Genomic DNA, 24,848 nt, shown 5'->3' on the forward strand with positions numbered 1-24,848 from the left:
GGACGAAGGGCCGTCCGGAAATAACGAAGGAACTGATTGAGATGGTTACAGTACTCACGCCAGATCAGGTAAGAGCGAAATACGGTCCCCTCTTCAACAGGGGTTTCCTCACCATAGTGGACGAGAAAGCAGGGAAGGCCAGGATCATCGAGTCCTGCATGGCCCGCGGCCCGGGGGAATGGGACGTCTGCAACCGCAGGCGCACCGGCGGGATGATCGAGAACATCCGCATGGAGGGCACGGTCATCACCATGGACGTGGGGATCGGCGAGAAGGACCTCAGGTTCGGCCCTGTCTCCGCCGACCTCGGCGGCCAGGGGCTCCGCGCCGTGAAGATCGAAGGGGACGAGGTCCGCACCACCTGGTACGGCATCGCCGGGGCCTCGGTGGGCATCGGGGCCTGCCTGCCCCAGTCCAAGGACGTCATCCGCACCGAGTACCCGGACGATTTCAAGATCGGGGGCGGCCACACCGCCCACGTCGACATCATCACCCCCAAGCTGGTCCGCGTCGTCATAGGCGTCGACGACACCGACACCAAGGAGAAAGGGGCCACATGGGCGTCCGCGCTGAAGATGGCGGTGAACACCCCCGTGGGGCACTTCATGGAGCACAAGATCATCCAGCTCAACCCCAGGTCCCCCACGAAGACGACCAACTGCTGCTCCACCGCGGTGTCCTTCGCCGTCAGGGAGGACGAGGTCCAGAAGCTCATCGAGTACTGCTACGGGTTCCTGAAGAAAGAGTCGGTCTCCGAGGACGCGGTCATGACGGTGTTCCAGGGGCTGGAGGTCCCGAAGGAGCTGACTTCCTGGGCATGGAGGTGCAAGACCGTCCTCGTCGACCGTTCCGAAGCGGTCGCCATGGCGGAGAAGCACGGGGTGCAGATCATAAGCATCACCGGCGAAGGCGGCACCATCGGCGCCGTGGCCGCCATCGGCTGCGCCGACCTGGGGCCGGAATGCGCCGGGGTCCCCGAGGATTTTCCGGACATAGTGCACTGAGGGGGAACGCGGACGGAAGTTCCGAAGATCGTCACCAAGCAGGTCTACTCCACCTACGAGAAGAAGCTGGAGGAGGAGATCAGGGGAGGCCCGATGCCGAACCACATCGGCATCATAATGGACGGCAACCGCAGGTATGCCAAGGAGTTCCTGGGCGACGACATAGATGAGGCCACAGGGCCGGCGAGCGCAAGATCCGCGAGCTCCTGGACTGGTGCCTCGACCTCAAGATCCGCTACATAACGGTGTACGCGTTCTCCTCCGAGAACTTCTCCCGCGGGGAGGACGAGGTGTCGTTCCTTATGGGCATGGCGGCGGACTCCATCCGCGAGATCGCCGACGACGAGCGCATCGTGAAGAACCACGTCCGCATCCGCGTCCTCGGCAACCGCGAGCTCCTGCCGGAATCCGTCAGGGAGTCCATAGAGTACTGCGAATCGAAGACCGCCGCCTTCAGCGATTTCACCTTCAGCATATGCCTGGCCTACGGCGGCAGGCAGGAGATCATCAGCGCCGTCCAGAGCATAGCCAGGAAGGTGCAGGCGGGCGAGATATCCCCCGAGGACATCGACGAGGACATGCTGTCTCAGCACCTGTACACCTCCGACATCCCCGACCCGGACCTCATCCTGAGGACCAGCGGGGAGATAAGGATCTCCAACTTCCTCCTCTGGCAGCTGGCCTATTCGGAGCTCTACTTCACCGACATCTATTGGCCGGGTTTCAGGCGCATCGACCTGATGAGGGCCATCAGGTCGTACCAGGCACGTGTCCGGCGCTACGGGAGATGAGCATCTGGCACATTACGATGCCGTGATGCTCCACGCGCCGAGCGTGTACGATTTCCGGAAGAAACCGATATTCTACGGGCCTGTCAGCGACGTAATCCCCTCGTCCCCCGTCTTCGAGATGTACCCCATCGGGTTCATGACCATCTCGGCCCATCTGCAGAGGGCGGGCTTCAGGACCAGGATCGTCAACATCGCCAACCTGATGCTCTCCGATCCCAAGTTCGACGCGGAGAAGCGCATCGCCGGCCTCGACGCCGACGTCTATTTCATCGACCTCCATTGGATGCCCCATGCCCACGGGGCGCTGGAGCTCGCCAAGCTGGTCAAGAAGCACCATCCGGATGCGCGGACCGAGCTCGGAGGATTCACCTCCTCGTACTTCTGGAAAGAGCTGATCGAGCGCCCGGAGGTCGACCTGGTCATGCGCGGGGACGCCACCGAGGAGCCCACCGTCCGCATGATGGAGGCGCTGTCCGAGGGGAAGGACCTCTCCTCCGTCCCGAACCTCGTATGGAAGGATGCGGGCGGCGCTGTGCACGACAACGGCCTCACCTATGTGCCGGACGACCTGGACAGCGTCATATTCGACTACGGGGTCATGATAAAGGGCGTGATGCGGACCATGGACATCGCCGGGTCCCTGCCCTGGCGGACCTGGGCGCAGGTCCCCCTGACGTCCGTTTTCACTGTCCGCGGATGCTCCGTGGGGTGCGCCGAATGCGGAGGCTCCCGCTATGCCAACCAGAAGGTGTGCGGCCGGCATCATCCCGCCTTCCGCAGCCCGGAGAAGCTGGCGGAGGACATGGCAGGCATCTCGGATTACCTCAAGGCTCCGATATTCATCGTGGGGGACATCCGTCAGGCGGGCCCGGACTACCGTTCCCGTTTCCTGAAGGCCGTCAGGGAGGAGGATATCGACAACCATGTGGTCATCGAGCTGTTCGGCGGGGCCGGCAGGGATCATTTCAGCGAGATCGACAGGTCCTTCCCCGGAGGCTGGTCGATCGAGTTCTCCCCCGACTCGTACGACGAGGCGGTCCGCCTGGGCATGGGGAAGGGGTACACCAACGCCGCCATAGACAGCACGATCCCGGCGGCCTTCGCCTCGGGCTGCTCCCGGCTGGACCTGTTCTTCATGACCGGCCTCCCCCATCAGACCAGGGAGTCCGCTATAGGGACCGCCGAGGCCGCCGAGCACCTCTGGGGGCTGGTCGGGAAGGATGACGGGCTGTTCATCTACGATTCCCCCTTCGCGCCGTTCGTCGATCCCGGGAGCCGGGCGTCGAGGAGCCGGAGAAATGGGGATACAGGCTCCGCGCGAGGACGCTGGAGGACCACAGGAAGCTGCTGGACAGCCCCTCGTGGAAGCTTGTGCTCTCTTACGAGACGGACTGCATGACGCGCGACGATATCGGAGAGGCTTCCTACGACGCCGCCGTGGTCCTGACCGATGCCGAATGCCGGTCCGGGAGGATAACGAAGGAGGAGGCCGATGCCAGGAACGCCCGTACCGAGACGGCCAGGGACATCATGCACCGCATCGACCGCATCATGGAAATCAAGGATCCGGCCGAGCGCGATTCCAAGCTCTGGGACATCAAGGAGGAAGGGGTCAGGATGATGGACAGCACCATCACCGACAAGAACGACCTTGATTGGCGCTCGGGCTCGGTCTGGAGCAACGTCCCGAGGATAGCCTACGGGCTCCTCAAGGGGCTGGTCCGCGGGAAGCGCTGAATCCCTGCCCCCGCGGGCCCATTGAAAAGATTTCAGATTTCTCGTGCCTGGCACATATGAGATTGACGGTGAGTTCCTCACTCTCTGCCCATCTCTATCGAGCGGGCGACGGTGGCGTCGATGCACTTCTCGGTCAGGCTATCGAGCCCGCCCTCGCGGAGCACCTTGACCCCTTCGATGGTGGTCCCGCCCGGAGAGCAGACGCCGTCGATGAGCGATTCCACCGACATCCCGGATTCGAGGATCATCTTCCCGGAGCCGATGAGGCTCTGGGCGACCAGGATCTTCGACTGCTCCTCGCTGAGGCCGTACTTGACCCCTGCTTTGATGATCGCGTCAGCGAACATATATATGAACGCGGGGGAACTTCCGGATACGCCGGTGACGGCATCGAGGTCGCTTTCCCTGACCTCCACTGCCTTGCCGGTGGCCTCGAGGATGCCTTTAACGATGCCCCTGTCCGCATCGGTGCATCCGGGGCCCATCACATACCCAGAAGCGCCCTCGAACACCAGGCAGCAGTGGTTGGGCATGACCCTGACGATCCTGCATCCCGGAGCGTATTTTGCCAGCGTCTTCATCTTCACGCCTGCTGCGATGCTGATGAGGAGGCTTCCCTCTTTCAGCTCCGTGCCCTCTTCGGCGAACAGGGGGCCGATGTTCTTCGGCTTCACGGCGAGCACGAACACGTCGGCCGAGCCCTCGAGCTCTTTGGCGGACCCGTACATGCTGATCCCGTACGTCTGGGACATGCGGTCGCGAGTGGCCTGCGTGGGGGCGCAGGCTGCGATCTCATCCTTTCTGTAGACCCCTTTGGAGAGGAGCCCTCCGATCATGGCCCCAGCCATCCTGCCGGCCCCGATGAAAGCGATCCTGTATGCCATGCCCTTCCCAGCGGTGCGCTTTCTTATAATATTTTCATGGATTCTTAAACGAATATTTAGAATAAATTAAATTCAATTATTAATTGCCATTTATAAAGGAAGTTGGCATTTCCCGCGTTCCTTATTATATACGTTGAAGGCATCGCGAAAACCAATGTCACTAGTCTTAAGCTACCTGCCATTACTATTCGTGGGGATTATTTCCCTCGGATTCGCGCCGTTGGCATGGCTGGTCTCCAGGCTCATCAGGCCTGCGAGGTCATCCAAGTGGACTGAGGAGACATATGAGTGCGGTTCCGTCCCGATCGGGGATACGCGCATCATGTTCAGGTTGCAGTACTACGCATTCGCTCTGATATTCGTGGTATTCGACCTCGTGGTCACGTTCCTTCTGATCTGGTCGGTGGCGTTCGACGGTCTGTCGGACGCGGCCACCTGCTACGTTCTCATATTCCTCGGCATCCTGCTGATGGGCGTTGTGTACTCTCTCAAGAAGGAGGAGAAAATATGGATATGAGCCTCTACCCCCACGCCGTCGCCATGAGCGCGGACGAGTTCATGAGCTGGTCCACAGCCATGATCAACGACCTCATGAGCTCCGGCACCAGGAGGACCATCGACAAGCTCACCGGACCTATCTGGTCCTGGGCCATGAAGAACTCGATGCACCCTCTGCACTGGGGGCTCGCCTGCTGCGCGCTTGAGATGTCCCAGGCGTCCGCTTCGCGTTTCGACGCGGAGAGGTACGGGATGATCTACAGGTCGTCGCCCAGGCAGACCGATATCCTTCTCGTCAACGGATGGATCTCCAAGAAGATCCGCCCGCACCTCAGGAGGCTCTGGGAGGAGATGCCTTCCCCGAAGTGGGCAGTCGCCATGGGCGAGTGCGCCATCTCCGGCGGGCCTTGGTATGACTCTTACAACACCGTCCAGGGTCTGGACCAGATCGTCCCGGTGGACCTTTACATCCCCGGATGCCCTGCCAGGCCTGATGCGATGATCGACGGGTTCATGCTCCTCCAGAAGAAGATTGACAGCTACTTCAGGCGCGGAGCCTTCCTCAAGAACTGAGGTGCGCAAATGGCTGCAGAACTACGCGAACATGATGACACGTGGGAGCCCGAGATCCAGAAAGGACTCGAGTCCAAGTTCCCCGGGCACATCCAGGTCACCAAGACCGAGGTGCGCAGGGTCTACGCGAAGACCGACCGCGAGAACATCCATGCTGTGTGCCAGTATCTTCATGACGAGCTGAACTTCGAGCACTGCTCGACCGTCATCGGCGTCGACCTGAAGGACCGCATGCAGGTGGTCTACCACATCAGCAATTATACCAACTACAAAGGAGAGGTCGTCGAGCTTACCATCGATGTTCCCAACGACGACCTGCACGTTCCTACCGTCTCCGACATCTGGGGCGGCGCGAACTGGCACGAGAGGGAGACCTGGGAGCTCTTCGGGATCGTATTCGACGGCCACCCGAAGCTCGAGAGGCTCCTCACTCCGGACACCTACGAGTTCTTCCCGTTCAGGAAGTCGTACAAGCTCAGGGGATGGGACTGATGGCATGGCTTAAGAAAGATGACAAGGAGATCCCCGTCGACAAAGAGGGGAAGCTCGATGCCGCCGCTATCGCGCAGGGCGCCCTCAAGGAAGAGGAGTCCAAAGCGATATTCCAGGCGGAGACCCAGAAGATGGACACCGACAAGATGTGGGTCATCATGGGCCCCCAGCACCCGTTCTCGCACGGGCTCTGGACCCTCAAGATCCAGGTCGACGGTGAGATGGTCACCGATGCCGAGCCCATCGTCGGATACCTTCACAGGGGATGGGAGAAAGAGGTCGAGAACAGGACTTACCCCAAGATCATCCCGATGGCGGACCGTCTCTGCTACGCCGCCTCGATGACCTACACCCACCTCTACTGTATGACCGTCGAGAAGGCCCTCGGCATCGAGGTGCCTGAGAAGGCGAAGTACATCAGGATAATCGCCGACGAGATCAACCGTCTCCAGTCCCACCTCATGTGGCTGGCGGCCATCGGAACCGATCTGGGTAACTACACTGGATTCCTCTGGGCCTCCAGGGAGAGGGAGTTCTGGATGGACATGAACATCAGGCTCTGCGGAGCCCGTATGACCACCAACTACCCCCGTATCGGCGGTGTCAGGAACGATACCACCGACATTTTCGACAGGGATATCATCAGGTGCTGCGACAGGTTCGACAAGGCCCTCTGGGACATGATCGGGCTCATCGACGACAACTCCACCTTCACCCACAGGCTCATCGGCAACGGTATCCTGACCAGGGAGAGGTGCGCGAACCTCGGCATCACCGGCGCCGCCGCAAGGGGTACCGGGATCGACTTCGATGTCCGCCGCGACGACCCCTACGACAACTACGACAAGATTGACTTCGATGTCCCCTGCCAGACCGCGGGAGATTCCTACTCCAGGTATCTCGTCAGGGTCGAGGAGATGTTCCAGGCGACCAGGATCATCAGGGAGGCCATGGAGAAGGTCAGGGAGCTCGGCAAGAACGCCCCCTACAGGCTCAAAGCGCCCACCAATGTTCCGGAAGGGAGGACCTTCTGCAGGATCGAGGACTGCCGCGGCGAGGCCGCCATGTACCTCGTGTCCGACGGCACCGACAAGCCCTATAGGCTTAAGGTGCGCAGCCCGATCTTCGTCAATGTGTCGGCATCGAAGGACCTCTGCACCGGGTGCAGGATCGCAGATGTGCCGGTCATCATGGCCCAGATAGACATGTGCCTCGGAGAGACGGACCGGTGATCCAAAATGGCTGATTACGTCTCTATCCGCGACTGGATCAACTATCCGGACCCCATGTCGAACGAGTTCTACCCGTTCGGCGATGCCTACAACCTGCCGTACGACATCTCCCTGAAGCTCTGGGACATCATCGGCGGCACTCTCGCATGGCTCCTCGACCTGCTGTTCCCCGGGAACACTGTGTCCGAGTGGCTCGTCTGCGACGGCACCAGCAACTTCTTCGCGCTCGTCATCTTCATGATCGTCATCTTCGCGGTGGCCTTCCTGGCCGTCCTGGTAGCCCTATGGGAGGAGCGTAAGGTCCTCGGAAGGGGCATGGACAGGCGCGGAACCATGATCGGCATGTGGGGATTCCTGCAGTGCGTCGCCGATGGTTTCAAGACCTTCATGAAGGACAACATCGCCTCCACCCGCATCGACAAGATGGGATACTGGTGGACCGTTTCCCTCATCGTCGGCACCTCCGTCCTCATCGACTGCATGATCCCTCTGTCCAACAGGTGGTTCGTGGTCGACTACGGCACCGGTCTGCTGATCATCATGGCGCTTTACGCGCTGGCCCCTCTGTTCATCCTGGTGTCCGGATGGTCCCAGAACAACAAATACGCCCTCATCGGCGGTATCCGTGCCGCGAGATGATGATGGCGTACGAGGTGCCGATGCTCATCACCATCGCCGCTACCTGCCTGCTCGCCGGCACGTTCAACATCAACGAGCTGGTCGCTGCCCAGTACGACAATGTCTGGTTCATCATCCCCGAGTGCATCGGTGCGGTGTCCTTCTTCATGTGCGCCGCTGCCGAGTCCGAGCGTTCTCCGTTCGACCTCGCTGAGGCCGAGTCCGAGCTCGTCGAGGGATGGCAGACCGAGTACGGCGGTATGAAGTGGGGTCTCATCATGCTCGGAGACTACCTGAGGGGCGCCTGCTCCTGCAGCATCTTCGTCATCCTCTTCCTCGGAGGCTGGACCCTGCCCTTCATAGACCTCAACGCATGGGACCTCTGGTGGCCCGTGCCCGAGATGGTCATGCTGCTCAAGACTTGGGGAGTGTTCTTCTTGGTCGTCATGCTCAGGCTCGGAACCGCCCGTGTCAGGACCGATACCATCCTCAACCTCGGATGGAAGGTCTTCATGCCCCTCTCGATCGTCAACCTGATCATAGTTCTCATGTTCAGAATGGGAGGTGTGTTCTGTTGAGCGAATATTACGAGAAATACAGGGACGGAAGGCACCGCAACTGGAAGGACCTGTGGATCGTCAAGCCCATCATGGTATGCTGCAGGCTGCTCGTGAGGACCACCATCCACAGACCGGTCACCGTGCTCTATCCGTATGAGTCGCTCTGGGAGCCCGACAACTACCGCGGACGCCCGGCGCTGGACTTCAATAAATGCATCGGATGCGGGATGTGCGCCAGGATGTGCCCCTGCGCGGCCATCATCCTGGTCGAGACCCCTGATGACGAGGGCAAGCCCGTCAAGAGGCCTCAGATCAACATGGGCCGCTGCTCGTTCTGCGCCTACTGCGCCGAGTACTGCCCGGTCGATGCCATGACCGTCAGCCCCATCGTCGAGCTCGCCGAGTTCACCAGGTCCGACCTCATCTACGGACCCAGGAGGCTCGCCTACGACAAGACGACCGAGGGAATGAAGGTCAAGCTCGAGGAGACGCTCATCTCCGACTTCAAGAACGGGAACGGCGAGAGGAGGATCGACCCCCTCAGGACCGACCGCCCCGAGCTGGAGTCCTCCAAGTGCATCAGCTGCAGGAAATGCTCCAAGGTCTGCCCCGTCGGCGCCATCACCATGGTGGAGCACGGGAAGAACGCCAAGGGGCGCCCCATCCTATGGCCTGAGGTGGACGACGCCAAGTGCGTCTGCTGCCGCAACTGTGTGGACGACTGTCCTAAGGACGCTCTGCACATCAAGGAGGTGCTGTGATGGGAATATTAACTGAGATTTGGGACTGGCTCGTCGATTTCGGCGTGTTCATCTGGGGGAACGCGGACCTTGTGGCCTTCGTCTGCCTGGCTGCCATCGCCATCGCCGCGGCCGTCGCCGTTGTCACCAGCAGGATACCGGTGCACAGCGCGTTCTATCTCGCGCTCGTGTTCTTCTGCGTCGGTGTGGCCTACTTCTTCCTGGAAGCGGAGTTCATCGGCGTGATCCAGATACTGGTCTACGTAGGCGCAATCACTGTCCTGTTCGCGTTCAGCATCATGCTGACCCGCAGGTACATCATGGAGGATGATTCCGATGAATAAGCGGACCGCTGCAGCCGTAGGGCTGGCCGCCGCCCTTCTGATCGTCCTCGGGCTCGCCATCGTCGTCAACGAGTGGGACGACAGCCCCCTCGGGTTCGATGATGAGCCTCAGTCCATCCCGTACGACGACGTCGTCATCGACAATGGCGGAACCGACACTGTCGACGACAGCTCGCTCAACTACGGTGTGCTCGAGACCTACGGGCCTCTGCTGCTCGTGCTCGGCGCGCTCATGTTCGCCGCTATGATCGGCGGCATATGCATCGCAAGGGAGGAGGTGGAGAAAGATGATTCCAATTGAGTTCTTCCTCTTCTTCGGAGCGATCCTCTTCGTCATCGGAGCCTACGGCATCATGACCAAGAGCAGCACCATCGTCGTCCTGATGTGCATCGAGCTCATGCTCAACGCCGCCAACATCAACTTCGTCGCGTTCTCCGCATACTCCGGAGATGCGCTCGGACAGGTCTTCGTGATCTTCTCGATCTCGGTGGCCGCCGCCGAAGTCGCTGTCGGCATCGCCATTATGCTCAATGCCTACAAGATGAGAAAGACCGTCAGCACCGACGATCTCAACCAGCTGAGGTGGTAAGATGGAGTTCATAGACTTTGTTTGGCTTGTTCCCCTTGTCCCGATGCTGTGCTTCCTGATCGTCGGGTTCTTCGGCAGGTACATGGGCCCTAAGCAGCACTACGGAGGATACCTCACCATCTTCGGTGCGGCCTTCGCCTTCGTCTACGCGGCCCTCGTCTCTGCGGAATACTGGCTGGGAGACAGCTATCCCCACGCTGTGGAGAGCAGCATGCACTGGTTCTCCATCGGGAGCCTGGACATCAACCTCGGTTACTACATCGACTCGCTGTCCTGCCTGATGATGCTCTTCGCATCGTTCATCTCGATGCTGATCTTCATCTACTCGCTCGGATACATGGGCGACCAGGGCGAGAGGAAGAGGAGGTACTTCGCTGAAGTCTCCCTGTTCCTCACCGGAATGCTCGGCCTCGCCGTCTCCGGCAGCCTGCTCACCATGTTCATCTTCTGGGAGGTCATGGGACTCTGCTCCTACCTGCTCATCGGCTTCTGGGGATTCAACCACCCCGAAGCGCCCCAGAAGGCATCCGCCGCTAAGAAGGCGTTCCTCGTCACCAGGGCCGGAGATGTCTGCCTCATGGGAGGCCTGTTCGTCCTCGCCTACGCTATGGGAAGCCTCGACTACTCGGTCGTCTTCAACATGGACAACCTCGAGGCCGCGGACCAGAGCCTGCTCACCCTCGCTTCCTTCCTCATCTTCGGAGGTGCGATCGGCAAGTCCGCTCAGTTCCCGCTGCTCGACTGGCTGCCCGATGCGATGGCCGGCCCCACCACTGTCTCCGCCCTTATCCATGCCGCAACCATGGTCAAGGCCGGTGTCTACCTCGTGGCCCGCTGCTTCCCGCTGTTCGCAATGAACAGCGAGGTCATGCTCTTCGTGGCCATCATCGGAGGCGTCACCGCCTTCTTCACCGCCACCATGGCGATGAACAACATGAACATCAAGAAGGTCCTGGCCTACTCGACCCTGTCCCAGCTCGGATACATGTTCCTCTCGCTCGGTGCGGGAGGCTACCTCTTCGCGCTCGGGATCGAGTCCGGGGACACGGCCATGATGGCCGCAGGCGCCCTCGGATACACCGCGGGAACGCTCCACATGGCCAACCACGCCTTCTTCAAGGCCCTGCTCTTCCTCTGCTCCGGTGCCGTCATCCACGAGACCGGGACCGAGGACATGCGCCTCATGGGAGGCCTGCAGCAGAAGATGCCCTACACCTCCACCACCATGCTCATCGGTGCCCTGTCCATCGCCGGATTCCCGTTCTTCGCGGGATTCTGGTCCAAGGACCTCGTGCTCGATGTCGCCTTCGACGCGTTCAACGACACTGCAGACATCACCAGCTGGTGCTTCCTGCTCCTCTGGTTCCTCGGAGTCGTCACCGCGTTCATGACCGCCTTCTACATGTTCAGGCTCTGGTTCATGACCTTCAGGGGCGAGCCCAGGGAGAACGCTAAGGCCGTCGAGCACGACGCGCCCCGCTGCATGACCATGCCTCTGCTGGTCCTGTCCCTCTTCGCATTCGCCTTCGGTTACACCCTCCTGTTCGGATGGGACGGCGTGTTCACCATCTCCCTCGGATCCTCCGGCTGGAAGGTCGGCGGCGGGGAGGCCGACATGGGATTCCACTGGGTCGAAGAGCTCTTCACCAACTGGAAGACCTACCTGACCATCATCCTGGTCCTCTGCGCCATCGCGCTCGCTTACTGCATGTACGACAAGCGCAGCATCGACCCCGGGAAGTTCAGCAAGAACGGCACCTCCAGGCTCTACAGGGTCCTGCAGAACAGGTGGTACCTGCCCGAGATCTACGACCAGGTCGCCTGGAAGCTCGGATACGATGTCGCTCTGGGAGTCGACTACTTCGACAGGAACGTCATCGACGGCACCGTCAACGGGCTCTCCAACGCTGTCATCAGCGGAGGAGACCTCATGTCTAAGGCCCAGAACGGGAACGTCCACACCTACACCGGTGTGGTCATCGGCGGAGTGGTCGCGCTTGCGCTGTTCACTCTTGCATGATCTACGTCTTCGGAGGCATGTGAGATGGACGGTTCCTTCATACTACCCGCAATGATACTGATCCCCCTCGTGGGCGCGATAATAGTGCTCGCCATGGGCGGGGAGAAGCTCCAGAAGAAGGCGGGATACGCCGCCTTCGTTGTCGCCCTGATCGACCTCGTCCTGGCCCTGTACCTGATGACCGAGGCTGACGATCTCGGGCAGTTCGATTTCAGCGCCAACTGGATCGACTCCGCCGGCCTGACGATGAACCTCATGTTCACCGTCGACGGGCTGAGCATCCTCATGGTCTTCCTCACGGCGTTCCTCGTAGCTGTGGTGATCCCCTTCTCCCACAAGGAGGAGGACAGGCCTCACTACTTCTACGCGCTGTTGCTGATGATGGAGGTCGGCCTGATGGGCGTCTACACCGCAGAGGATTACTTCCTCTTCTACATCATGTGGGAGATCACCCTGCTCCCGATGTACTTCCTCATCTCCTGGTACGGAGGCGCGAGGAGGCACTACGCGGCCATCAAGTTCCTGATCTACACCCACGTGGCATCCCTTGTGATGCTCATCGGTATCTTCGCGCTCGCCTTCGAGGCCGCGGCGATCAACGGTGGCGGGATCAACTTCTCGTTCGAGTACATCTCTCAGGCGTGCGGCCGCTTCGGCGAGACCTTCCAGACTCTGGTCTTCGGACTCCTGTTCTTCGGGTTCGCCGTCAAGATGCCTACCGTTCCGTTCCATACCTGGCTGCCTGATGCGCATACCGAGGCGCCCACCGCAGGCTCCGTGCTCCTGGCCGGAGTCATGCTGAAGATGGGTTCCTACGGTATCATCAGGGTCTGCATCGAGAACCTTCAGCTCGGAGCCGAGAACTGGCAGGAGGTCATGATCTTCATGGGTCTCCTCTCCATGGTCTACGGCGCCTACGCATGCATCGCTCAGAGGGACCTCAAGAAGATGGTCGCATACTCCTCCATCTCCCACATGGGTCTTGTCATGGTCTCCATGGCCTGCCTCTCCAAGGGAGGTATCGACTTCGCCGTGTTCCAGATGTTCGCCCACGGTCTCATCTCCGCTATGCTCTTCATGGTCTGCGGAATGGCCGGGCACAACTTCGGAACCAGGCAGATCGCGCTGCTCGGCGGAATGGCCCAGAAGGTGCCTGTCTACGCGACGTTCATGATGTTCGCGTTCATGGCATCCCTCGGCCTCCCCGGCCTCATGGGCTTCTGGGGAGAGTTCGGCATCATCTACTCGTTCTACGAGTACCTCGAGGCTAACGACCTGATCTGGGTCCTCGTGTTCTGCCTCCTGAACCTCCTGCTGACCGCAGGTTACTACCTGTTCGCCATGCAGAGGGTCCTCTTCGGGCACCTCACCACCCGCATAGACACTGAGAAGTGCCATGATGTCGACAAGATCGAGGGCATCGCGATGGGGGCTGTGGCCCTCCTCGTGGTGCTCTACGGTATCTGGCCCGACCTCGCGCTCGATATGATCGGATACTTCGCGTATCCTGCATGGATGTGATCAAATGGATGCTACAGTAATCACTGACATATTCGGGGAGTACTCCCCGATCATCCCGATGGTCACACTGATCATCGGTGCCCTGATCATGCCGGCGCTCTACTTCGGATTCAAGAAGAAAGCGCCCGTCTCCGCGATCGCCCTGATCGTAATGATCATCAGCATCGCGATCAACCTGATCATGCTCCTCGGGGACAACTACCCCTCGGAGTACGCGACCTACGCCAATCTGTTCACGTACAATGACTTCAGCGGCCTGATGATCCTGCTGTTCCAGATCGTCGCGCTCATCGTGCTGTTCGTGTCCGTATCCAGCAAAGAGACCACTACCCTCCACTTCGGAGCGTACAACGCCCTCCTGCTGATCGCCACCAGCGGCATGATGTTCGTCGCCTGCGCGGATGACCTGGTGGCGATCTTCGTCGGTGTCGAGACCGTCTCGATCCCCTCCTACGCGCTTGTCGCCATGAAGAGGAACGACGCCCGCGCCGCCGAGGCCGCCGTCAAGTACGTCATCATCGGAGGAATGTCCACTGCGCTGACCGTCTACGGTATCTCGATGATCTACGGCGCCCTCGGAACGCTCACCCTCAGCGAGCTGGGCACCGAGCTCGCCGCCACCGGGTACTCCTGGGCCTTCGTCATCGGCTTCATCTGCATGCTTGCCGGTTACGGGTTCAAGATCGCCGCCGTTCCGTTCCACATGTGGGCGCCCGACGTGTACGAGGGAGCATCGACCCCTGTCTCCATCTTCCTGGCCACCGGCTCGAAGAAGATGGGACTGGTCGTGTTCTTCAAGATCTTCCTGGTGATGTTCGTCGCCGCCCACGTGGCCTCCGGACTCGGCATCGAGGAGATCCAGTACATCTTCGCGATCATCGCCGCCTTCAGCATGACCGTCGGCAACGTCGTCGCTATCTCCCAGAGCAACATCAAGAGGATGCTCGCCTACTCGTCCATCGCGCAGGCCGGATACATCCTGATCGCCATGGCCGTCATGAGCGAGTACGCCCTGACCGGCGGTCTGTTCCACATGTTCACCCACGTGTTCATGAAGGGCGGTGCCTTCCTGGTCGTCGGCGCGCTCATCTGCGCCGGCATCGGCGAGAAGATCTCGGACTACAACGGACTGGCCAAGAGGGCTCCTCTGACCGCGTTCGCCATGCTCCTCTTCCTGTTCTCGCTCGCGGGAATACCTCCCCTGGCAGGATTCACCTCCAAGTTCGTCCTGTTCTCCGGAGCCATCTACGCGGAAGACGGGAGCGGTGTCATAACCCAGTGGATCTGGCTGGCATTCGTCGCCATCATCAACTCCGCGATCTCCCTGTACTATTACGTCAGGGTCGTGAAGGCCATGTATGTCGAGAAGCCCGCTGCCGGGTCCGAGGGCAAGATCAAGATCCCCAGGACCTTCCAGTTCGCGATCCTCTGCTGCGCCGTCGCGGTCGTCGTGCTCGGTGTCTACCCCGACATCATCCTCGACCTCTGCAGCGATGCGGCATCTGCGCTGCTCGGCTGATCGGACAGCGAAACCTTTTCCCGGCCTCCGGGCCGGCCTTTTCCTCAGGATCGTCTGTTTCGGATCCGGTTCGGTTCCGATTCCAAAGGGGGCACGGGCATGCATTGTAACGGATGTCCCAGTTCATCTTCCCGAACAATCGGCTTTAATACGATGCATAAGGATGCATGCATATGTCCGTCAAGGATGATGTTCTGAAGGCCATGAAAGAAGCAGGAAAGCCGCTCTCCGCAGGCGAGGTCGCCAAGATCCTCGGTGCTGACAGGAAGGAGGTCGACGCCGCCTTCAAGGAGCTCAAGGCCGAGAAGGCGATAACCTCGCCTGTCCGCTGCAAGTGGGAGCCTGCCTGAAACCGGAACCGGTCTCCGCTCCGACGGTGTCCAGCGGGAGCAGAGCCGGGCATTTTTCATGTCTATTTTTCGACCCAGTTACTGCGTTCTGCAATTTCGAGATCACATGACTGGGAGATTTTCGAGGTACGATGATGAATCTATGAGTTTTACAGGAAGACGAAATGCCAGGAAATACTGCCATTACAGTATTTTGAGTTTAAAAGAATACAGGGCGTCACAGTACAATCTGTCGGATGACGTTTTATAATGCAGACTATTAGAAATTCGTCGCTATTTGTTCTATTATAATCGAATCTTCATCACATCTGGTAACTATTTTGCAAGTGCTTTACTGTGGTCGAATCTCTAACTCGAGTGATGAAGACGATACTTTTGATGCCAGTGTTTTCGACCGTAAATTTAACTTGTTGCTTCCAGTGGCAGTCTTGTCGATTTTGATGCACTCGCACTCAATATATGCATATGGTTCAGATGCTCTTTGTCGCATACTCACAATCCTGACTGAGACCTACAATTACGCGAGCATAGTCTTGGCCATGAGCGTGACTGGTTTTGCGACTGTCGAATTACTCTGGTTCCTCTTCAGATGTTTATATGTGCGTCGAATACTGCACCCAAAAACCACCTCGGCGAGCGCCTGGTCCCATGATATGATTGCATTCATGTTGGGCGTCACATCTCAGCCATGGCCTGTCTTCTTCTGCCTTTCAGGAACAGTTCTACTTCTGCCGAACGCACAGGTCGAAGATCGCAATCTCAATGGCTTGAATTTTCAATCGGAAAATCGATACTTCGACCTGTTTATATTTAGCAATTGACGAATGAGAGCCTCATAATTCTATTGTTGGCATCCTCTTCAGCAATCTCGATTCTGCCCCACATGTCAAACTCGGGGGTCAATCATTCTGCACCCAGGTGATATTGTTCGTCTGTCCTTTGTTCGCAGTACTGTCATAATTCGCGCCTGTGAAAGGTGAATAGGGAGGCGCGTAGATGTCTAGCGATTTTATCACAGTTCCATCGAACATATTATTCATGTTGATGTTTCCCAAACCGACAATCTCGCCAATAAGGCCCTTTGCCTTAGGGATATAAGGACAAGCATATCCTAATCCGCCCCTGTCTCCATCTCCACTGTCGTGTAGGCTGAAAGCACATAGCACATTTGCTGAACAGTTATTGTTTTTTACTGTGCCAGAACTGTATCCGGCAATCCCGCCGGCAAAGATCAAAGCGTTGTTATCATCATCGCTGTTGTAGTTGAAATTGATAATCTTTCCCTCAATTGAACTGTCGGCATCCACTGTGCATCCTCTGATGACTCCTGAATTGGTGCCGGCTATTGTTCCGATGCAGATTTTAGCTGCTTTATTCGCTTCCCATTCGTTGCAGTACTTACCTGTGAATGACAATGTTGCGTATTTTACCCATCTAGATCCAGAGGACTGCGCTGGAACGTCCCCTTCTGAATCGATCCACGATTTTTCAATGTTCGTGGAATGTGCTGAGATGTGAGAATTCGTTATTTTGCAGTTGACGATTGTCCCATTATTTAATCCCGATATAAATCCCACGTTTTCCGTAACGGATGCACCCCAATTGTTGGGATAAATGCCTATGGTCATGGAATTCACAGTGAGATCGTGTATAGTACCGCTGTTTTTCGAGAACAACCCAGAACTTATTGTAGTTTTTGCAGAAGTCACCTTTACCTTCAAGTTATATATAGTGTGATTGGCTCCATCCAACGTTCCTGAGAAATCAAAGGGGATCCATGTTCCGGTCATCTTGATGTCGGAAATCAAAAGAAATGATTTCGAAGGCATGCTGGAAATAGTCCTGAGGTCTCTCTCTGTGGCGATTCTGTATGGGTTGTCGTCTGTTCCGAAGGTGCCATCCACTGGTAAATCACCTCTGTGTTCAGATACAATTTTAAATGTCTCAGGAAGAGAGTAATTTTCTGTGTTTGATTTTTGAAGAGCGATACGATTTTCTCCATCATACGATACAGCATATTCGTACGTTTTTGTGTCGTCAACAATGTCTTTTACAATGTATTCGTATACATGGACCTCACTGCAAACATACGCTGCGCGATATGTGCAATCCGGGGCAGGGTTTGCTATAATGTATTTTGCACCCCATTCTTTGGATTTAGAAAGCGAATCAGATATTGTTTTTGAATATGAATTAGTGTCTGTGGTTGATTCCGTCCACGAAAACTCTCCTTCGATCGTCGTCTTCGTTTTACTACCGAATTCTACTCCAATCTTTACAGATTTTGAAGAACCATTCGTAATCGAAAACGCTTCGCTTACTGATTTTTCAATGGTCTCGGATGATACCTCACTGGCACCTATAGATAATTCGAACTGATCACCGTTCGTTGCATTACTGAACGTAGGTGTCAATGGTGTGATTGTGAAATTATTAATTGTGGCGATTTTGTATATATAGACATAGGTGTCAGGAGTTCCATATGAGCAAATTAACTCGTCATTCGGTTCTACTGTTGTTCCTGTATAGTATAACGGAATGTCTTTTCCATCGATTGTGCTCACGTTTTCAGAGTTATGGGTGTCATTGAGAACTGTATAGCCAACAATCCCGCATGTTGCTACAACGATAACCAACAGCACTGCCAATTTATTCATTCGATACCTCTTTAAGAAAATGGTAGGACCGAAAAATTAAGGTGTAGGCTAACCTACACCAATGTTTTGTTCAACTCTGGGTTGCTTTGATAGCGTTTCCGTAGGGATCGCTATTTACCAGAGAATCATTGAATTCGATATCCAAATCCGTACCGCTGACTGTCATGGATTTGATACCTACGCCGTTGGGCAATTCAAACATAATTTCAGTGAACTTATCCTGATCGCCGGGCTTAACATTAATGCTTGATGTGTGCGCGTACCTATACTTCAATTCATAGGTATTGTCGTCAGTACCTATGACTTTGAACCAGTCATCACTGAATGAGGTGCCCCGATGCAAGAGATCATCCTCGTCATAGTCATCATGAAGGTTCTTCACAACAATGTTTGTTCTTATAAGTTGCATTCCTTCTGCGCTGTGTGAGTGATCCTGTCACTATCAGTCCAAGATTCATCGACATCTATGAACTGATAGTCACATTCTGCATCCGCTGATGATGATGAGTCAGAGCCCATCATCACAAATGCTGTTGCACCGATGGCAATAATCGCAACAACAGCAACGATTCCGATAATGATCTTTTTATCGACCATAATTCCGACAGGGGGGGGTTAAGTATTTTTTGGCATTAATATATATAGTATATATAACACATCGATTTCTTTTCTGCTATATCATAATCTTTCAAATCTTGTAATCATCCATATGGACACTTGGAATATTGATCTATAACAAGAAGTATTGAAATATTAATTTATGAACATATAATATAATCATACATATTATAATAGGAAATATAATCAATTAGTTCAATAATGGACTGGCTGTTACGAGACATACACCAATATGGCACATTTCCGGATACTAGTCAGATTTCCTTGATCATAGGTGGCGTGTACAGGTTTACAGCTCGCTTCTGGATGAACACCAGGCTGATTGACAACAGATGCAGCGCAAGGGGCGAGGTGGACAGGCTTCGACGTGGAATCTCGCACAATAAAGAAGTTCAGTTTATCGAATGTTATTCTGGTAGAAGATTGAGATGGATTTCAGAGATTCTAGTAGATGTTTACAGAGACTGTCTCGGCGGTCACAGACACAGCCTCGGCAGACGAGATTAATGGCAGGTCTATATATTCAATCGGTTTAAGCGCGAGATGTGCGATAATAAATATCGCCACTCAGGAATTATCGATAATGGTACGACCCAGCATCATGTTTAAGTAGGGTCCTAGTATTGGTCAATGAATGGCAGGGAACTGGCACGATTGCATTTCCTCGGACCTCGACCGTGTCGACTCCGTTATCCGGGAGGTCACACTTTCTGAGAACCCCGAACTCACGGAGATGTGCGATTATGTTCTCTCCAACCATGGTAAGAGGATCAGGCCCGCTATCTGCGTCCTGTCCTACCATGCCTGCGGCGGGGATGACGGGAACCTCCACAGGTCCATCGATGTCGCGGCCGCCATCGAGATCATCCACAACGCTACCCTGATCCACGACGATATCAACGACCAGGGAGAGCTCCGCCGGGGCGCCAAAGCGCTCTACAGGGAGTACACCATCGGGAAGTCCATCGTCGTCGGCGATTACCTTTTCGCTCTCGGGTTCAGGCTCCTCGGCTCCACTTCGAACGAGGTCGTGGACTACGTCATCGATGCCGCCTCCGGCCTGGCCGCCGGCGAGTTCGACCAGAAGCAGTACGAGCGCAACGAATCGGTCGGCGAGAGCGAGTACATGAAGATCATCGGCGGGAAGACCGCCCGCCTCATAGAGTGCGCCGCGAAATGCGGCGCCTTCATCGCTTCCGCCGATGCTGAGACCATCGACTGCGTCGGGGATTTCGCCTACAAGGCAGGCATGGCGTTCCAGATCATCGACGATGTCCTGGATGTCGCCGGGGATGTCGGAAGCACCGGCAAGAAGGTCGGGAACGACATCGTCGAGGGCAAGCCCACCCTGCCGATCATCATGGGCATGCAGGACCCGGAGGCGGGTCCCCGCATAGCCGAGATCTTCGAGGACCCGTCCTCCGATTACGCCGAGGCCGCCGAGGCCATCGCCCTGATCAAGAGCACAGATTCCATCAGCAGGTGCCGCGCTGTCGCCGAGAGCATCGCCGATGAGGCCAAGCACCATCTCGACCCCCTGCCGGACTCCGAGTACAAGACGGCGATGTGCCAGCTGGTCGATTTCTTCGTTTCCCGCGATAGGTGATCTCCGTGGATTCCGTCGATGTTCTGGTGATCGGCTCCGGTCCTGCCGGGGCCCAGGCCGCCCGCGCCGCCGCCGAGCAGGGGCTCTCCGCCCTCGTCCTGGAGAGGCGCTCCGCGGTCGGAGTGCCCGTCCGCTGCGGCGAGATGATGCCCTCTGTCAGCGAGATCAAGGATATGTTCCCCGCCTATTCCGGCTCTGACGAGCTCTTCTCCGTCCCGGACGGCCTCGTGGTCAGGAAAGTGAACTCGATCAGGCTCGTCGACCCGAAGCAGAAGGTCAGGGAGTTCCCGTTCACCGGCTACACCACCGACAGGGACCGCTTCGACAGGTACCACATGGACATGGCCGTCGAGGCCGGCGCCGAACTGAAGCTGGGCACTGCTTTCGAAGGCTACATCGGGCGCACGGCGCGGACCTCGGCGGGTGAGATCGGCTTCAAGGTGCTGATCGGAGCGGACGGCCCCGGTTCTGCCGTGGCCAAGGCCGCCGGGCTTCCCGCGAATGCCAATCCTTACCCTGCGGTCTCTGCGCAGGCCAAAGGCGATTTCGGCGACGCCATCCAGATGTTCTTCGGGCGCATCGCGCCCGGGGCGTACGGCTGGATCATGCCCAAGAACGGCACGGCGAACGTCGGCGTCGGGTTCTCGCCCGCATTCTCGCACGGTCCCTGAAAGAGTACATGGACAGGTTCTGCGAGATGCACGGGCTCGAGCTGCTGACCCCGATGAAAGGAAAATATGTTCCTTCTGAGGGCCCGATATCGAAGACCGTCGCCGACGGCGTGCTCCTCGCAGGGGATGCGGCGGGCATGGTCATGCCGGTCAACGGCGGAGGCATCCCCGAGGCCATGATGACCGGGCGCATGGCCGGCCTGGCCGCCGCCCGCAATGTGAAGGAAGGGAAGGCCCTGGAGCTTTACGAGGAGGAGTGGAGGTCGGTGCTCTGGAAGCCCCTCCATATCGCGGCCAACAACAAGAAGCTCGCCGATACCTTCGCTTTCCGCAGCGACAGGAGCACTGCCCTCTGCATGAGCATACTCGGGACCCGCAGGATGGGCAAGCTCATCCGCTGCAAGCATCTCCTGCCTTGATCGCCTTTTGCGGTATGCGCGCATCTGGGACCCGCAGATGGGGCACTCGTCCATCTTTTCCTTGTACCATTTGCCGCAGCCGATGCACCGGTAGTTCCATTTCTCCTTCCGGACGATGCCGGCCTGGCCGACGCCCCTGTAGGGGATGCCCATGGCGCGGGCCGTATTCTGGATAGAATAGTCGTCCGACCATACCGTCCCGCCCACATCCGCCGCCAGTGCCAGCACGTCGATGTCCACGGGAGAGAGCCTGCCGATGTCCCCGGTCTTTGTTGCGGCCTCCCTGACGCGTCTGAGCGAATCCTCGCTGGGGTCCTGGACGCGGAGGAGTCCCTCCCAGAGGTCGGGCCTGTCGTCCCCGTACTTCCTCAGCTCCCTGATGACCCCCGGCGGGCAGCAGGACTCCCCTTCGGGGAGCTGGGACATGGAAAAGAGCGCAGAACTGTCGAGGACCTGCATGCCCTCATGATGAGCGGGGCACGTTATCAATCTATCCCGCCGATGATGTGTGCCAGCATCCCCTTCTCGCGGAGCGCCTGGATCTCCGAGATCACCGATGTGGTGCCCAGGATCACAACCGGATGTCCGTCGGCGGCGGCAGATGCGAGCGCCGCGGCCGACCCCGGGATGCGTTCGGATTCTATGCCGGCGGCCGCCAGTGCGGAGGTCTGCATATCGGTGAAACGGTAGTGCGGATTATCGGATGATGTCAGCACTATCCTCCGGCATACCGGCGCCATCTCCTGAGCCACGCCCAGGAAGTCCTTGTCGTCCGGTATGCCGATGACCGCCGTTGCCCCGGAGATGCCGAGCTCGCGGAGGACCGACCTGACCTCTGAGCAGCTGGCACGGTTGATGCAGTTGTCCATGATGATGGCCGGGTCCCGGGAGATCAGGTCCATGCGGCCCGGCCACGATACGGACGATAGGATGCTTTCGATCCTGTCCCTGTCGAAATGCCTGAGTATGTCGTGCGCGGCCGCCAGTGCCAGAGCGCAGTTCCTGGCCTGGAAGGCCCCCAGGAGCGGGACCCTGAAGCGGCCGAGGCCCTCGCCTCCCACGGTCACGGAGAACTCGGTGCCGGACTCCGACACCTTGGCATCCTCTGAGGAGAAGTCCTCCCCCCAGATCTTGAGCTCCGCGCCCATCCTGTCCGCTCTTTCCGCCAGGATCCCGAGGACCTTCTCCGTCTGGGGCGCCGTCCAGGCCGTGCGAGTGTCCGCGGTTATCACGTGGCACTTGTCCATGGCGATCTCCTCCGCGTCGGCCCCGAGCTCGCGGGTATGCTCGGCGAACACGGTGTTGATGACCGCGCGGGTGTGAATTGCGTTGTTGACGTCGTCGTATTGGGCGCCTTTGCCGCATTCCAGGACGTTGAAATCCGTCCCGCGTTCGCGGAACCACATGAGCGCGGCGGCCGTCTGAATCCCCATGGGGCTGATGTAGCGGCCTCCGTCCAGCCCTGCCTGGATCCTATCGAACGCCGGTTTCAGGGTTTCGACGCAGTGTGCCAGATCGTCTCCGGGGATCTCGGCGCCGTCCGCCCTGATCCTCTCCGTGAAGCGGACCAGGTGCGGGCTGGTCATCAGCCCGACGGACATCTCCGAGCGCAGCGCTTCGCTGATCATCACGGACACCGATCCCTTCCCCTTGCTGCCGGTCACGCAGAGGGCGGGGGTCCCGGAGAGGCTGCGTATGATACCTTCCGTGAGCTCGGGATGCCTCTTCGAGGAATCCCTCCCGCTGTACTTCAGGCCGGCCGCGGCCTCGGCGTACGATGAATAGATGTAATCCTCTGCTTCACGCGCGTCCATGCCGCATATCCTCCGAAGCCATCAGCAGGCAGGCGCGGGCGATGTTGATGCCCGTGCACGATTCTATGCCTTTGATCCCCGGCATGACGTTGACCTCGCAGAAGACATGCCCATCCTTCCCGTCGAGGAGGTCGATGCCGGCTATGTCGAGGCCGGTGGAGCGCCAGACGTCCTCGGCTATGTCCTTCATCTCCGGGGTGACCGGCACCGCCGATACGGATGCTCCCTGCGCGTAATTTGCTCTGAAATCATACGGATTGGTCCTGCGCATGCAGGCGACGGCCTCTCCCCTCAGGGAGAACAGCCGGAGGTCGGTCCCGCGGCTTCCCGGGTAGTACTCCTCGAAGAGCCATTCCTTCTCGGGCCCGAACCTTCCGGAGAGCTTCATGAAATCGTCCTCGGACTCGATCAGGAATATCTCATCCCCGCGGGAACCTTCCAGGCCCTTGGCGACCAGCGGCAGTCCCAGCTTTTCTGCGGCGCGGCGGAAGCACTCCTCCCCGCTCCCGACCGTGTAGCGGGGGACCTCCATATTGGACGTCTTCAGGTCGGCCAGCTGGGCGGCCTTGCTGATGTACCTGTCGAACCTGTCGCGGCTGTTGTATATCCTTCCGGCCAGGGCGCACACCGTGTCGCGCACGGCCCCGCGCCGGCGCCTCAGGAAGGCGATGTCGGCGCGGCCGAGCTCCGCCCCTCCGGAGATGAGCGTTCCGTCCTCTACCAGGCAGTCGAGCGTGCCGACGATGTGCATGTCCATCCCCAGCTTCCGGCCCTCCTCGGCCAGGCGCCTGCAGGCATATCCCCCGGACATATCGGAATAGCGCTCGATGATGTAGCCGACCGTCATTGGACCCCGCCGCGTTCGTTTTTGACGGAAGCGCGATTCCCAGAGCGCATTAATATAATTGCGCGCGCAGGGGCGTTCCGTGCGCGGGATACCGCGCGGGATTGCCCGATATACGGAGGCGTTCCGAAAGCCTTTAAGGGGAAATGGGGATGCGTTCCGCATGGACGCCGTAGAGTTCCTGAAGATCATCTTCGTAGGCCTGTGGGTTTTCCTGCCGGCGATGCTCCCCAACTCGGCGGCGGTCGTCTTCGGCAAGCACGGCAAGACGAAGATGGACTTCGGGAAGACCTGGCGCGGGAAGCGCATCTTCGGCGACGGCAAATCCTGGGCCGGCTTCTTCGGCGGGGCCTTCTCCGGCATCGTCCTCGGCCTGATCCAGATCGGCATCGCCTCCATTTTCGACGATTCCGGGGATTACTGGGGGTTCGGGGACTTCTGGGGCAACGTCGGGGTTCTGGCGACCCTGTCCTTCGGGGCCGTCCTGGGCGATCTGTGCGGCGCCTTCATCAAGAGGCGCCTCGGGCTCGAGAGGGGAGCGAAGGCGCCCGGCCTCGACCAGTACGATTTCGTGGTCGGCGCGCTGTGCGTGACCGCCCTGTTCTTCCCGGGATGGGTATACGACACGTACATCGAAGGCTGGCACATCTGCGCCCTGCTCTTCCTGCTCCTGATAATGTTCGGTATCCACCGCATGGTGAACATCATCGGGTACAGGATGGGGCTGAAGAAAGAACCGTGGTGAT

General features: G+C 58.2%; 29 protein-coding genes and 1 pseudogene. 23 read left to right on the forward strand and 7 right to left on the reverse strand.

Going from position 1 to position 24,848, the window contains the following annotated elements; translation table 11 throughout:
* Positions 1-41: 41 nt before the first annotated feature.
* The 5 genes from AUQ37_RS03675 to AUQ37_RS12170 all read left to right on the forward strand — a co-directional run bounded on the left by AUQ37_RS03675 (position 42) and on the right by AUQ37_RS12170 (position 3,532).
* Positions 42-1,004 (forward strand): DUF1743 domain-containing protein, encoded by a 963-nt coding sequence (locus AUQ37_RS03675; protein WP_058747446.1) that lies wholly within the window; start codon positions 42-44, stop codon positions 1,002-1,004.
* A gap of 93 nt (positions 1,005-1,097) precedes the next feature.
* Complete coding sequence (locus AUQ37_RS10815) at positions 1,098-1,247, forward strand: hypothetical protein (protein ID WP_201013716.1); 150 nt, start codon at positions 1,098-1,100, stop codon at positions 1,245-1,247.
* A complete protein-coding gene (gene uppS, locus AUQ37_RS03680) occupies positions 1,235-1,795 on the forward strand; it encodes a polyprenyl diphosphate synthase (protein WP_235584911.1) in 561 nt (186 codons plus the stop codon). The genes AUQ37_RS10815 and uppS overlap by 13 nt, the downstream gene beginning before the upstream one ends.
* Complete coding sequence (locus tag AUQ37_RS03685; RefSeq protein ID WP_235584897.1) at positions 1,773-3,194, forward strand: TIGR04190 family B12-binding domain/radical SAM domain protein; 1,422 nt, start codon at positions 1,773-1,775, stop codon at positions 3,192-3,194. The genes uppS and AUQ37_RS03685 overlap by 23 nt, the downstream gene beginning before the upstream one ends.
* Positions 3,191-3,532, forward strand: a complete 342-nt coding sequence (locus AUQ37_RS12170; RefSeq protein WP_235584898.1) for a hypothetical protein — start codon at positions 3,191-3,193, stop codon at positions 3,530-3,532. Before AUQ37_RS03685 ends, AUQ37_RS12170 begins: the two co-directional genes overlap by 4 nt.
* 77 nt (positions 3,533-3,609) lie before the next feature.
* Here AUQ37_RS12170 and proC read toward each other — a convergent pair whose 3' ends face one another.
* Entirely contained in the window at positions 3,610-4,416 is an 807-nt protein-coding gene (gene proC, locus AUQ37_RS03690) for a pyrroline-5-carboxylate reductase (RefSeq protein WP_058747447.1), read from the reverse strand.
* A gap of 220 nt (positions 4,417-4,636) precedes the next feature.
* Here proC and AUQ37_RS03695 point away from each other — a divergent pair, with 220 nt between their 5' ends.
* From AUQ37_RS03695 to AUQ37_RS03755, 14 genes are all read left to right on the forward strand, one after another.
* Positions 4,637-4,933 (forward strand): NADH-quinone oxidoreductase subunit A, encoded by a 297-nt coding sequence (locus AUQ37_RS03695; protein WP_201013717.1) that lies wholly within the window; start codon positions 4,637-4,639, stop codon positions 4,931-4,933.
* On the forward strand, positions 4,924-5,487 hold the full coding sequence (locus AUQ37_RS03700; RefSeq protein WP_058747448.1) for an NADH-quinone oxidoreductase subunit B: 564 nt from the start codon (positions 4,924-4,926) through the stop codon (positions 5,485-5,487). Before AUQ37_RS03695 ends, AUQ37_RS03700 begins: the two co-directional genes overlap by 10 nt.
* Before the next feature lie 9 nt (positions 5,488-5,496).
* Entirely contained in the window at positions 5,497-5,979 is a 483-nt protein-coding gene (locus AUQ37_RS03705) for an NADH-quinone oxidoreductase subunit C (RefSeq protein ID WP_058747449.1), read from the forward strand.
* A complete protein-coding gene (locus tag AUQ37_RS03710) occupies positions 5,970-7,211 on the forward strand; it encodes an NADH-quinone oxidoreductase subunit D (RefSeq protein ID WP_235584899.1) in 1,242 nt (413 codons plus the stop codon). The genes AUQ37_RS03705 and AUQ37_RS03710 overlap by 10 nt, the downstream gene beginning before the upstream one ends.
* Positions 7,212-7,217: 6 nt before the next feature.
* Complete coding sequence (locus tag AUQ37_RS12920) at positions 7,218-7,850, forward strand: complex I subunit 1 family protein (RefSeq protein ID WP_201013718.1); 633 nt, start codon at positions 7,218-7,220, stop codon at positions 7,848-7,850.
* Positions 7,847-8,407, forward strand: coding sequence for a complex I subunit 1 family protein (locus AUQ37_RS12925; RefSeq protein WP_201013719.1), 561 nt, complete (start codon positions 7,847-7,849; stop codon positions 8,405-8,407). Before AUQ37_RS12920 ends, AUQ37_RS12925 begins: the two co-directional genes overlap by 4 nt.
* Positions 8,404-9,150 carry a 4Fe-4S binding protein gene (locus AUQ37_RS03720; RefSeq protein WP_235584900.1) on the forward strand — a complete coding sequence of 249 codons (747 nt, stop codon included), beginning with the start codon at positions 8,404-8,406 and terminating at the stop codon, positions 9,148-9,150. The genes AUQ37_RS12925 and AUQ37_RS03720 overlap by 4 nt, the downstream gene beginning before the upstream one ends.
* Positions 9,150-9,473 carry an NADH-quinone oxidoreductase subunit J gene (locus AUQ37_RS03725; protein WP_058747450.1) on the forward strand — a complete coding sequence of 108 codons (324 nt, stop codon included), beginning with the start codon at positions 9,150-9,152 and terminating at the stop codon, positions 9,471-9,473. Before AUQ37_RS03720 ends, AUQ37_RS03725 begins: the two co-directional genes overlap by 1 nt.
* Positions 9,466-9,774, forward strand: a complete 309-nt coding sequence (locus AUQ37_RS03730) for a hypothetical protein (protein WP_058747451.1) — start codon at positions 9,466-9,468, stop codon at positions 9,772-9,774. The genes AUQ37_RS03725 and AUQ37_RS03730 overlap by 8 nt, the downstream gene beginning before the upstream one ends.
* On the forward strand, positions 9,761-10,063 hold the full coding sequence (nuoK, locus tag AUQ37_RS03735; protein WP_058747452.1) for an NADH-quinone oxidoreductase subunit NuoK: 303 nt from the start codon (positions 9,761-9,763) through the stop codon (positions 10,061-10,063). The genes AUQ37_RS03730 and nuoK overlap by 14 nt, the downstream gene beginning before the upstream one ends.
* A 1-nt stretch (position 10,064) precedes the next feature.
* Entirely contained in the window at positions 10,065-12,083 is a 2,019-nt protein-coding gene (locus tag AUQ37_RS03740; protein WP_058747453.1) for an NADH-quinone oxidoreductase subunit L, read from the forward strand.
* Positions 12,084-12,107: 24 nt separating this feature from the next.
* On the forward strand, positions 12,108-13,604 hold the full coding sequence (locus AUQ37_RS03745; protein WP_058747454.1) for a NuoM family protein: 1,497 nt from the start codon (positions 12,108-12,110) through the stop codon (positions 13,602-13,604).
* 4 nt (positions 13,605-13,608) lie between these two features.
* Positions 13,609-15,123, forward strand: a complete 1,515-nt coding sequence (locus AUQ37_RS03750; protein ID WP_058747455.1) for an NADH-quinone oxidoreductase subunit N — start codon at positions 13,609-13,611, stop codon at positions 15,121-15,123.
* A 173-nt stretch (positions 15,124-15,296) separates the two neighbouring features.
* Positions 15,297-15,473 (forward strand): hypothetical protein, encoded by a 177-nt coding sequence (locus tag AUQ37_RS03755; RefSeq protein ID WP_058747456.1) that lies wholly within the window; start codon positions 15,297-15,299, stop codon positions 15,471-15,473.
* A gap of 899 nt (positions 15,474-16,372) precedes the next feature.
* On the opposite strand, the gene AUQ37_RS09895 is transcribed toward AUQ37_RS03755, so the two are convergent.
* From AUQ37_RS09895 to AUQ37_RS03775, 3 genes are all read right to left on the reverse strand, one after another.
* Positions 16,373-18,121, reverse strand: coding sequence for a hypothetical protein (locus AUQ37_RS09895; protein WP_157844269.1), 1,749 nt, complete (start codon positions 18,119-18,121; stop codon positions 16,373-16,375).
* Between the two features lie 79 nt (positions 18,122-18,200).
* The gene (locus tag AUQ37_RS03770; RefSeq protein ID WP_058747459.1) at positions 18,201-18,512 is read right to left on the reverse strand and encodes a hypothetical protein; all 312 of its coding nucleotides are present in this window, start codon (positions 18,510-18,512) and stop codon (positions 18,201-18,203) included.
* Positions 18,513-18,526: 14 nt separating this feature from the next.
* Positions 18,527-18,727, reverse strand: a complete 201-nt coding sequence (locus tag AUQ37_RS03775; RefSeq protein WP_058747460.1) for a hypothetical protein — start codon at positions 18,725-18,727, stop codon at positions 18,527-18,529.
* A gap of 655 nt (positions 18,728-19,382) precedes the next feature.
* On the opposite strand from AUQ37_RS03775, the gene AUQ37_RS03780 reads away from it, so the two are divergent.
* Genes AUQ37_RS03780 through AUQ37_RS10835 form a run of 3 tightly spaced genes read left to right on the forward strand, consistent with a single transcriptional unit; the run spans position 19,383 to position 21,444 of the window.
* A complete protein-coding gene (locus AUQ37_RS03780) occupies positions 19,383-20,354 on the forward strand; it encodes a polyprenyl synthetase family protein (RefSeq protein WP_058747461.1) in 972 nt (323 codons plus the stop codon).
* 5 nt (positions 20,355-20,359) lie between these two features.
* Positions 20,360-21,025: an NAD(P)/FAD-dependent oxidoreductase gene (locus AUQ37_RS10830; RefSeq protein WP_201013720.1), complete on the forward strand. Its 666-nt coding sequence runs from the start codon at positions 20,360-20,362 to the stop codon at positions 21,023-21,025.
* Positions 21,026-21,033: 8 nt separating this feature from the next.
* Positions 21,034-21,444, forward strand: coding sequence for an NAD(P)/FAD-dependent oxidoreductase (locus AUQ37_RS10835; protein ID WP_201013733.1), 411 nt, complete (start codon positions 21,034-21,036; stop codon positions 21,442-21,444).
* 267 nt (positions 21,445-21,711) lie between these two features.
* On the opposite strand, the pseudogene AUQ37_RS12180 reads toward AUQ37_RS10835, so the two are convergent.
* The 3 genes and pseudogenes from AUQ37_RS12180 to AUQ37_RS03800 form a co-directional block, all read right to left on the reverse strand.
* Positions 21,712-21,903 (reverse strand): annotated as a pseudogene (locus AUQ37_RS12180) (nucleic acid-binding protein); the annotation flags it as partial.
* A 26-nt stretch (positions 21,904-21,929) separates the two neighbouring features.
* Entirely contained in the window at positions 21,930-23,258 is a 1,329-nt protein-coding gene (locus tag AUQ37_RS03795) for a folylpolyglutamate synthase/dihydrofolate synthase family protein (protein WP_058747463.1), read from the reverse strand.
* Positions 23,245-24,105: a RimK family alpha-L-glutamate ligase gene (locus AUQ37_RS03800; protein WP_058747464.1), complete on the reverse strand. Its 861-nt coding sequence runs from the start codon at positions 24,103-24,105 to the stop codon at positions 23,245-23,247. Before AUQ37_RS03800 ends, AUQ37_RS03795 begins: the two co-directional genes overlap by 14 nt.
* A 160-nt stretch (positions 24,106-24,265) precedes the next feature.
* On the opposite strand from AUQ37_RS03800, the gene AUQ37_RS03805 reads away from it, so the two are divergent.
* Positions 24,266-24,847, forward strand: coding sequence for a CDP-2,3-bis-(O-geranylgeranyl)-sn-glycerol synthase (locus AUQ37_RS03805; RefSeq protein WP_058747465.1), 582 nt, complete (start codon positions 24,266-24,268; stop codon positions 24,845-24,847).
* Position 24,848: the final 1 nt, after the last annotated feature.

Origin of the sequence: Candidatus Methanomethylophilus sp. 1R26, from assembly GCF_001481295.1 — an archaeon.
Classification (GTDB): Archaea; Thermoplasmatota; Thermoplasmata; order Methanomassiliicoccales; family Methanomethylophilaceae; genus Methanomethylophilus.